This is a genomic window from uncultured Anaerococcus sp., assembly GCF_963510575.1.
GTDB lineage: Bacteria > Bacillota > Clostridia > Tissierellales > Peptoniphilaceae > Anaerococcus.
On the sequence record NZ_CAUPFR010000059.1, the window covers coordinates 1 to 10498 of the forward strand.

The 10498-nt window shown below is 36.2% G+C and carries 7 protein-coding genes and 1 pseudogene; 5 read left to right on the top strand and 3 right to left on the bottom strand.

The features are described from left to right. The 3 genes and pseudogenes from RQ907_RS05525 to RQ907_RS05535 all read right to left on the bottom strand — a co-directional run. A pseudogene (locus RQ907_RS05525) lies at positions 1 to 468 on the bottom strand (alkyl hydroperoxide reductase subunit F); the annotation flags it as partial. A gap of 1 nt (position 469) precedes the next feature. Beyond that, a complete protein-coding gene (locus RQ907_RS05530; protein ID WP_311492383.1) occupies positions 470 to 1039 on the bottom strand; it encodes a redoxin domain-containing protein in 570 nt (189 codons plus the stop codon). 306 nt (positions 1040 to 1345) lie between these two features. Next, a complete protein-coding gene (locus tag RQ907_RS05535; protein ID WP_311492384.1) occupies positions 1346 to 2248 on the bottom strand; it encodes a DMT family transporter in 903 nt (300 codons plus the stop codon). Positions 2249 to 2676: 428 nt separating this feature from the next. On the opposite strand from RQ907_RS05535, the gene RQ907_RS05540 reads away from it, so the two are divergent. The 5 genes from RQ907_RS05540 to RQ907_RS05560 form a co-directional block, all read left to right on the top strand. Beyond that, a complete protein-coding gene (locus RQ907_RS05540; RefSeq protein WP_311492385.1) occupies positions 2677 to 3783 on the top strand; it encodes a glycerate kinase in 1107 nt (368 codons plus the stop codon). 7 nt (positions 3784 to 3790) lie between these two features. Further along, on the top strand, positions 3791 to 4474 hold the full coding sequence (locus RQ907_RS05545) for a rhomboid family intramembrane serine protease (RefSeq protein ID WP_311492386.1): 684 nt from the start codon (positions 3791 to 3793) through the stop codon (positions 4472 to 4474). Beyond that, positions 4475 to 5299 carry a hypothetical protein gene (locus RQ907_RS05550; RefSeq protein ID WP_311492387.1) on the top strand — a complete coding sequence of 275 codons (825 nt, stop codon included), beginning with the start codon at positions 4475 to 4477 and terminating at the stop codon, positions 5297 to 5299. It begins immediately after the preceding gene. A 9-nt stretch (positions 5300 to 5308) separates the two neighbouring features. Next, positions 5309 to 7087: an oligoendopeptidase F gene (gene pepF, locus RQ907_RS05555; RefSeq protein WP_311492388.1), complete on the top strand. Its 1779-nt coding sequence runs from the start codon at positions 5309 to 5311 to the stop codon at positions 7085 to 7087. A gap of 120 nt (positions 7088 to 7207) precedes the next feature. Beyond that, a partial coding sequence (locus RQ907_RS05560) for a hypothetical protein (RefSeq protein WP_311492389.1) occupies positions 7208 to 10498 on the top strand: 3291 nt, incomplete at its 3' end.

Consider the following 10498-nt stretch of genomic DNA (forward strand, 5'->3'; position numbering starts at 1 on the left):
TTGGAACATGCCGCCTTCGATCATGGTGTGGTTAATATTTGGATTTAAAATAGCCATGATATTTAGGGCCTGGACTACGTCTGGGCAGTTGTGGCAAGAAAGTGAAACTATAGTTTCAAAGTCTGCAGGATCTAGGGACTCAATTCTCTTTTTATCAGAATCGTCAATCTTTGGAGCAACTCCTCCTGCTTGAAGCATAGCTAGGGCAAAAGAAGCAAATTCGTGGCCAAGAGGAAGGCCAGCAAAGACAATCTTTCCGTGGTCAAAAGCGCCCTTGATTTCAAAAGAAGGTGTGTATGGCAAGTCTTTTTCTACAAGCTTAACCTTATCTGAAAGAGCAACAACTTCTTCTACAAACTCTCTAACTTTTTTTGATTCATCATTATTAGCAGAAAGCCCAATAGTGACCTCTGTTTTCAAGAGGCCAAAATATTGGGCTAGCTGGTTTTTTAGATTAGTATCTAACATATTAGATTTTACCTACTAGGTCAAGTCCTGGTGTAAGAGTTGCGTCAGCTTCGCTTTCCCATTTAGCTGGGCAAGCTTCACCTGGGTGACTTGCAACGTATTTTGCAGCCTTAACCTTGTTTATATTAACATTAGCTTTTCTACCTATACCATCAGCGTTGATTTCTATAGTTTGGATAACATTTTCTGGGTCGATTACAAGAGTAGCCCTGTGAGCCTTGCCTGATTCGTCAAGAAGGTCAAGTTCTCTAGTAAGTTCTTTATTAGAATCGCCAATCATTGTGTACTTAATTTTGCTAATTGCTTCTGAATTATCATGCCAAGCCTTAAGAACAAAATGAGTATCCACAGAAACTGAATAAACCTCAGGACCAAGAGCCTTTAGTTCATCATAAGATTCTTGCATATCTTCAAGCTCTGTTGGGCAAACAAAAGTAAAATCAGCTGGGTAGAAGATAAGAACTGTATAAGAACCCTTTAGGTCCTCGTTAGTTACAGTTACAAATTCTTCCTTAGCTGGATTGTAAGCGTCTAGTTTAAATTCTGGTAATGTTTTTCCTATTAAAGCCATTTTAATCTCCTTTAAAAAAATTTAACAGAGTATCCCCTGTAATAATAATTATAATCATTCTAAATGTAAAAGTCAAGTACTTATGTATGAGATATATTATCCTTAATAGGGTTGGAGTCTTGGTGGTAATTTTTTTATTATGGCATAAATAGTAGGTTTTAGGCGAGAGATGGGTTTTTATATAAAAAGCAACTACAAAATAAGATCTGCTTTGGCCCTAGACTTTAGTTTTAAAAGTGACTTATAAAGAAATTTAGTAAAATATAGGAAGCAAAAACCCCACAAGAAAACTTGTGAGGTCAGGATTTATTTTTTGCCCAAGTTTAATACTAGGGACCCCCCTAAAACTAGGACCATGCCTATGGCGAGCTTTACTGTGAAGGCTTCTCCAAGGATTAAAACTGAAAGGATAGAGCCAAATAGTGGTACAAAAAGTTTGTAGATGCCAAATTCTCCAGCAGAGTGGTATTTAAGCACAACTGTCCAAATAGTAAAGGCTGTAGCAGATATAAAGGCTGCGTAAATTAATAAAATAATGGCTTTGATGTTGAAAACTAGACTTTCTTCCTTGAGGAAAAGGCCGGTTAGGATCATCAAAACTGAACCAATAATAAATTGGCTTGCCATTAGGAAATAGGAATTTTCCTTCTGGCCATATTTTCTGATGAGAACTGTACAAAGGGCGTTAACTGTGGTTGACATTAGGATAAAGCCATCACCAGTAAATTTGAAGCCTGAAGAACTTGCCCCCTTGCCTAGGTTGGTAATGACAATACCAGCTGTGCCGAGGATGAGGGCTATGATCATGTTTTTATTAACCTTATCGCCAGGCAATAAAAACAAGGATAGGATAACCACTATAAAGGAGTTGGAAGCCTGAATTATAGATGACTTTACTCCAGCTATATGGGATAGGCCTATATAATATAAAATATATTGGATAAAGGTTTGAAGAATACCAATTATTATAATAAATTTCCAATTGATTTCGCTTTTTACAATTTTTTCTTTATTAAAAAGTCTTAAATATAAAAAAGTAATAAGACCAGCTAGGAAAAACCTCATGCCTGCTATAAGGATTTTTGCCCCAGTATCGGTGGTGCTAACAGCAAGAGCTTGGTAGGTTGTTTTTATGGTTGGAATGGCAGAACCCCATAAAAACATGGCGAAAATTGAAAATATAATTGCATTTTTTTTATTTTTTAACAAATTAACCTCCTGATTTCTAGATGCTATTAAGACTTTACCAAATAAAAAAGATTTTAGCAAAAATAGGGACTTGGTTTTAGGCGAGGGATGAATTTTTTACAATTAAGATTCTGATATTTTTTGAATTTAATTTTGATATTAAAGTTTCGAATTTTTTGGAAAAAATTTTTATTTGGGATAGATTTTAGATTTCTGGAATTTTGAAGTTATTATAAGTAGAGACCACTAGTTTTCTAATGGTCTCTAATGGGTGGGATTGCTCCCTGAGTTAAACAGCGCAAGTTCGTTAGTTTTACGAACTTTCCTATCTAGTATAGCAAGAATTAGCCAATATGTAAAGCTTTTTAGAAAAATTTGTAAAATCTGTTAAAATATTGTCAATATTTTTGGCTTTTTGGGGTATAAATATAAGAGAGATTGGAGTTGTTATGAAAACTTTAGTAGGGATAGATTCTATAAAAACTTTTGAAAATTCAGTTGAAATCGGAAATATTTTTAAGGCTAATCTTTCATCAGAGGTTGAGGTTATGCCTTTTCTTGATGGTGGTGAGGGTACTGTTGAGGCCATGCAGGCTATTATAAAGGGCAAGTACAAGTATGTAAATGTCCACAATCCTCTTAATGATGTTATTACTGCCAGATACATATTAAAGGATGACCTTGCTGTGATGGAGATGGCGGAGTCTTCGGGTATTAGGCTTTTATACAAGGAAGAATTAAGGGTTATGGAGTCGTCTTCTCTTGGTTTTGGGGAGATGGTTCTTGATGGTCTTAGTAATGGGGCTAGATCTTTTTATATCGGAATTGGAGATACTGCTACTAACGACCTTGGCATGGGTATGCTTTATGCCCTTGGGGTGAGGTTTTTTGACGATAAAGAAAATGCACTAAACCCGATTGCTCAAAATATGGAAAAAGTTGCAAGAGTTGATATAAGTGGCCTGGATAAGAGGCTTAGGGATGTTGATATTAGGATTGCAACATCTACCAACCAGACTCTTTTTGGGGAAAATTCTTTTCTTGAAGATAGGGTTTATAGGAAGGGTGCGAGCGACTACGATACAGCCAGACTTTTTAAGGGCTGCAAGCATTTAAAAAAAATTATCGAGGATAGTTTAGGTACTGGACCTGTAGATATGCCGGCTATGGGTTCTGGTGGAGGTGTCGCCTGGGCTCTTTATATGTTTTTCAAGGCAAAAATTTCTAAGTCTATGGATTTTATCCTAAAAACCATAGACTTTAAGGATTTGATTATGGATAAGGACGTTTTAATACTTGGTGAAAATGTGGACCAATTTAACGGTGCCGCTTCCATAAATGTAGCAAGTCTTGCCAAGAGATACAAAAAAGATATAAAAATTATCTTCCTCCAAGATAAGGATGGAGAAAAAATTGAAAATAGGGGTGATTTTGACCTTATTTATACTTATAAACTCAAGGACGCCTACTATAGAAAAGATATCCATAAGGAGATTGCAGGTCTTGCCAAAAGTCTTGATAAGACTATTTTAGCGAGGGAAAAATTAGGGGTATAGTAGACTTATGAATATAAATTTAGAAAGACTTAGCCAAGCTAGGGTGACATCGGTTTTGATGATTATAAATATAATTGTTTTTGCCATTATGACCCTAAGCGGAGGTAGCGAAAATATTGAAAATTTAATAAGATTTGGTGCAAATTCCAAAATTCTTGTGGCTCAGGGAGAGTGGTGGAGGCTTTTTACAGCGTCCTTCATCCACATTGGTTTTTTCCATATCCTCTTTAATATGTATTTTTTCTATAGCTTAGGCCCCCTATTTGAAAGGATGTTTGGGTCTGTAAACTTTTTGATAATTTACTTAGTAGCTGGGATTTTTGGCAACCTCTTATCCTTTGCCCTTGGTAGTCCTTATACTGTGTCAGCTGGTGCTTCAACTAGCCTTTATGGTATGTTGGGCCTTGCTATTGGTCTAATGGCGACCTACAGGAATGATGAGATCATCAGGAGTTTCGGGGCAAGCTTTATTTCAATTGTAGCCATAAACGTAGTTTATTCCTTACTTGCGCCAGGAGTTGGAGTTTACGGCCACCTAGGTGGTTTCCTTGCTGGATTTTTCCTTGCAGGGATTTTCCCAATTATTGGCAGGGAGATTCCTAGCCCAAGAAGGATATTATCCCTAATAATTTTAGTGGTAATAGGTTTTGCCCTTTACAAGCTTGGCATGAAGTCAATGATAGGAGTCTAGATGAAGATAATTTTAGTCCTTGTCCTTAGCCTTGTCCTTACGTCTTGTGGTTTTGAATCCAGGAGCGAATTTAAGAAGGATATGGGCGAGGTTACAAGTGAAGAAAAGATGAAATTTCCAGAAATAAAGTATATTTCAAATATCGACCCTAAGGATAGGGTGAATTTCGAAGAAATCTATGGCAAGGGCCGTATTTCAAGCAAGATTTACCTTTCAGATGCCAAAGGCTTTCTCAAAAAGTTTGATTTTGCAGGCAAGGAAATAGGCGTTGAGTTATTAAAATCCTCTCTTAGCCCTGATTCTTTCATGGCTTTTCTTTCCTTTAAGGAAAATGATAAGATGGTTGATAAGGAATATGGGCCTCTTGTGTCAAAGGATAATATTTTTAGCCAGGTTGATTTTGATTTGGTTGAGGCTGAATCAGGTCCATTTTTGATCGCAAGTCAACTTGTCATAGATGGAAACCAGACTAAGAGTGCCTATTATATTTACAACAAATATATGTCGCTGGTGGATTCTTTTCATTTTGAAAACTCTACTGATGATGTAAATGTAAATGTTTATAGGATGAGCAAACCTGTAGAAGCAAGCGAAAGCCCAAAGCCTGGTGACCTTGAGATGGCAATTTCCAAAAGAATTGACAAGGAAGAAGAATACCTAAAGGAAATCTTTGGTGTATATAAGGTAGAAAGTAAAAATATAAAAGCAGATATAAATGGCAGAGAGTTCCTTGTTGGACTTATGCCATCTCCAAGCAAGGATAGGATAATGGAACTAAAATTACTTGGCAAAGACCAAAACGACGCTATTTTAAGTATAAAATAAGGAGGAAGTATGAAAAGAAGCGAAGTTGAAGAAAGATTAAAATGGGATACCTCATCTATCTATGCTGATGATGAGGGATTTTATAAGGATATAGAAGAAATAAAGGCTCTAGTAGAAGAGCTTAAGAAATTTAAGGGCAAGCTTACAAAAGACCTTGAAAGTTTCAAAAAATACCTAAAACTCGAAGAAGAATTTTCGAGAAAAATGGAAAAGGCCTATGTATATTCATCATTAAGATCAGATGAAGATACCACTGTAAGTAAGTACCAAGAAATGAGCCAAGTTGCCCAAAACACCTATGTTTATGCAGCAAGCGAACTAGCCTTCATTTCACCAGAAATCTTATCTACAGATGAGAAAATTATAGATTCTTATCTTGAAGACCCAGAGATTTCTTACCTAAAACACTATTTTGAAGATAAATTTAGGGCCAAGGACCACGTCCTAGACTCTAAGAGCGAAGCAATCCTTGCAGCCTTTGGTAAATTAAAAAACAATCCACAAAACACCTACATGATTTTTAACAACGCTGACCTATCCTTCCCAAGTGTGGAAAAAGACGGCGAAGAAGTTAAAATCTCAAACGCAAACTTTGTAACCCTCCAAGAAGACCCAGACAGGGACTTTAGACGCAAGGTTTATGAAAAATATTACGAAACATATAGGCAATACTCAAATACCCTAGCATCTACCCTTGACGGTGAATTTACAGCCCACAATGTAGAAGCAAAATTAAGAGGCTACAAATCAGCTAGGGAAATGAGTTTATTTGCAAATAATATTCCAGAAGAAATCTACGATAATCTGCTAGAAGTAATCCACGATAATGCAGATATCCACAGAGACTACACCACACTTAGAAAGGAATATTTGGGAGTAGACGACCTTGGTTTCCACGATATCTATGTGCCATTAGTAGAAGATTATGACAGACAAATTGACTTTGACGAAGCCAAAGAAATTGTACTTGAAGCCATCAAACCACTCGGCGAAGAATATGTAAAAGTTGCCAGAGAAGGTTTTGAAAAAAGATGGTTTGACGTTTGTCCAAACGAAGGCAAGAGGTCAGGCGCCTATTCATCAGGATCTTACGATACCCAACCATTTATTTTGTTAAACCACACAAACACAATAAATGATGTATTTACCATAGTCCACGAACTAGGCCACTCTATGCATTCTTACTACACAAGGAGCACCCAACCATACGCTTATGGTTCATATTCAATTTTCTTAGCAGAAATAGCTTCAACAACCAACGAGCTCTTGCTATTAAATTACATGCTAGACCATAGCCAATCAGAAGCTGAAACCAAATACTTGTTAAACTACTTTGTAAACCAATTCAAATCAACAGTATTTAGACAAACAATGTTTGCAGAATTTGAACACAGGGTAAATAAACTAGTAGAAAATGCAGAGCCAATTCCAGCAGAAAGACTCCACGGAATCTACAAGGAATTAAACGAAGAACTCTTCGGCAAAGACATAAAAGTAGATGACTATATAGCAGCAGAATGGGCGAGAATCCCACACTTCTATATGTTCTATTATGTATTCCAATACGCAACAGGCTTCATGAGTGCAGTAGCCCTAAGCCAAAAAATTCTTCACGGCACAGACGCTGATAGACAAGCCTACCTAGGTTTCCTAAAGGCAGGCGAAAGCGAATACCCAATCGAAGTTCTCAAGAAAGCAGGAGTTGACATGACCAACAAGAAAGCCATGGAATCCGCAATGGATGTGGCAAGAAAGGCTATGAAAGACCTAAGAGAAGCAATTTTATAAAGAAGTAGACCCCTTGGGGTCTATTTTTTTAAAATAAATTGTTCGTTTAAAAATAGACAATAAAAACCTTTGCATATTTCAAGAATAGGGTAGAATCCTAGTAAGAAAGAAGGATATATTATGAAAAACAGAAGTATATGGCCGATTCTACTTTCAGTGTCAATCATGACCGCAACAGGACTGGCCAATAAGTCCTACGCAGCTGAAGAAAATCTACCAGCCAAAGATCAAGTGGTAGAAGAAAGCAAGGAAGTCTTAAAAGAAGAAGGGAAAAAAGACAATTCTCAAGACCAGACTCTAAGTAAGGTAGAAACAGAACTTCAAAACCAAGGAGAAGCCAAAAACTCAACAGGAAGTCCTGATGCAGAAGAAAAGGAAAACAAGGAAACTGAAGAGGGAAGGCAAGAACCAAAAGAGGAAATTTCCTCAAAAACCCCTAGTGGAGAAGAGGCTAAAGAAGAAAAGCCACAAGCAAAAGAGACCCCACAAGGACCAAATGAAGAAAATTCAAGCGACCAAGAAACAGAAAAAATGACCCAAAAATCTGCCAAGGCCCCAAGGATCATGGAAGCAGGTGGAGAAAGGTCAGCCAATCCTGACCTAGAAATTTCAGACCAAGTTGTCCCAGAAGCTCAAAAAGAGTCTCAACCTATTGAGATAAATTCTTGGGAAGACTTAAAAGGCCAACTTGAATTTAAGGAAGATGGCGAATTACAAACTCCTGATGAGGATAATAAAGAGAAATATAACTATAGGAGATTAGAGTTTAAGGAAAATAATTATAAACTCACAAAAGATATTACAATAGATCTTGGAGATGATTTCTTTAAACATAAGGAAGAATATATAAAAGAAGGCATTTTATCTAACTCTACTAGCGAAGAAAACATAGCAAAAGAGTCCTTTAGCTTTGATGGTAGTGGTCACACTATTACTTTAAAACCAAAAGAAGGTGGAAAGGCAGGTCCTCTTTTCGGTAGGATTGTTGCAAAAAAAGTTGATATAAAAGACCTTAATTTAAAAGTAGAAGGTGATGTCTACGGAGCTCCTTTCGCAGATAAAATTTATGCTCAAACATCAAAAGTTAATGACTCTTCAAAGGATTTGACAGTATGCCAAGGAAATATATCTAATATAGGTATAGAAGTAATAGGAAGTATAAATGGTATGGAAACTATTTGGGGAAGCCATAGGATGGCAAATAATAACTTTACAGGAAACCCAAATGGTATAGTTGCAAGCGGTTTTGCGATAGGCTTAACAGATGTCTTGGTTAGTAAAGTAAATATTAAGGTTAATGGCAACATTGAGTCGGACTATACTAAAACTAGTGATGAGTTTAAGAAAAAAATCAAAGCTTCTCAGAAAGCATCTTCAGAAGACACCATAGCCATGGCCTATGGCTTTGTTTACAATCCAAAAGTTTCTGTTTATGGTGGGGGTAAAAAAGCTGAAAAAGAAATCTTTGAGAATAACAATCCGGAAATCTTAAAAAAATACGGACTTTATCAAAATATAAAAATAGAGGTAGTTGGATCTATAAAATCAACATCACAAGGATGCGCATATGCTACAGGATTTACAAATTCAACAGATAATCTTTGGTTGGATAATATCCATGTAAAGGCATCAAGTATAGAGACTGTCACTAAAAACAAGGTAGATGGAAAACTTCCTAATCATTTTCAATCAGTAGCAGCTGGGTTCACAGAAGACTTATCTGTCTTAGAAAACTCAACTATAGAAGTAGACGAAATAAAAATGGACTGTGAACCAGATAAATCCACCGATTCATCACAATTAAACGAGCACTTAGCTTCTGTTTTTGGTATAGGTGAGAATAATGAAGTAGGTCGTTATACTAAAGTATCAAATAATAATATAAAAATTGGAAAAATAAATGTGGTTTCCAATGGAAGTATAAATGCGTGTTCAGCTTTTCAAAATTTTTCACTTAATCCTGTGAAATATCAGCAAATATATGAAAACAATAAAATAACAATTGGAGATATTGATTTAACAAGCAAAACAATCGCTGAAACTGGGTCAATAAGATATACAGGTCTTGGAGCAGAATTTAGAAAAGGCAAAAATGATAAATTAAAGCTTAATGAAGTATCTGCAAAGGGAAATGAATTGACAGTGGGAGATTTTAAGGTTGTAAATAAATCTGGTGAAAATAGGATTTTCCTAGGTTTTGATAATGCAGCAAATGCTAAGAACAATACCATAAGCTATGGAGATGTAAGTATAAAAAGTGATGGAAAGACTTTCTTTAAAGGTCTGGGAGATTTAATATACAGGCAAAATAATGTAGATAATGGTGTTGATGAAATAACCGAAGGAAACAAACTTGCTGTAGGCGACTTAACCATAGACACTAAGGACATAACAGGTGGCATAGGATTGCTAACAGGTTTTGTCCATAATAACAAAACTGGTATTAATAACGTAGCACGATATGGGGAAGTGAAAATCAAGATAAAATCTCCTAGCAGTGCACATATGATAGGTGGAATTTCATATGCCAATCTAGGGAAATTATACAATAACCATATCTATATGAAAGATTTTAAGGTAGAAATAAGCGATAACCAAAACAAGTCTTTATTTATTTCTCCAGGAATTTCTAGAAATTATGGAGAAGTAAAAAATTCTACTGTTTTTGTTAATAAGGATATTTCTGTAGAAGATAAAAAGGATATAGACCATTGGGTTGGCGGTTTTTTCGCCACATCATCGACAGATAATCCAACCATAATAGAAAACTGCCACGTCCAAGTTGGGGGGGAATTTAAAAATCCTAAGAAGACATACGGAGCCTTTGCGTCTTTTGTAAAGAATTGCACAATTAAAGACTCCTCAGCCTTGGTATTCAATGGTTTTGTCCCATTTGCTTATAAGCTTGTAGGTGGCGGCTTTGATCGTATAGCTCATTATATCACAAGCCAAGTACCTCAATACTTTGGAGGACTCTTATCTACAAGTGGTAAATTAGGAGAAAAGCTCCCATCAATCAAAAATTCTACCCTCATTTCAGACTACCTAAAAGAAGATAAACTTAAAGATCCTGTTGCCTTTAGGGATGATATAGTAGACCAAGATGAGTCAAAAAACAACTATATTGTATTTGTAGGAAGACAGGATGAAGACGAGTTTAGCAGGAAAGCCTACAAGCTTGAAAAGAAAAAAGCGAAAAACTATGAAATGGAAGACACCGAGGTAGATGTCTGGAGAAAGGGAGCCGAAGTAGGCAAGATTTCCATTGCCCAGAGGGCTTTCCAAGACAAGTATTGGGGAGGTAAGGCTCAATTCCATGACCATGCAGCAGAAGAGAAAGATTTTCCTTATGTGATAAAAAATCCAGGGACCTTAAAATTTAAGCATTTTGGTTTTGGAGAAAATAAAATA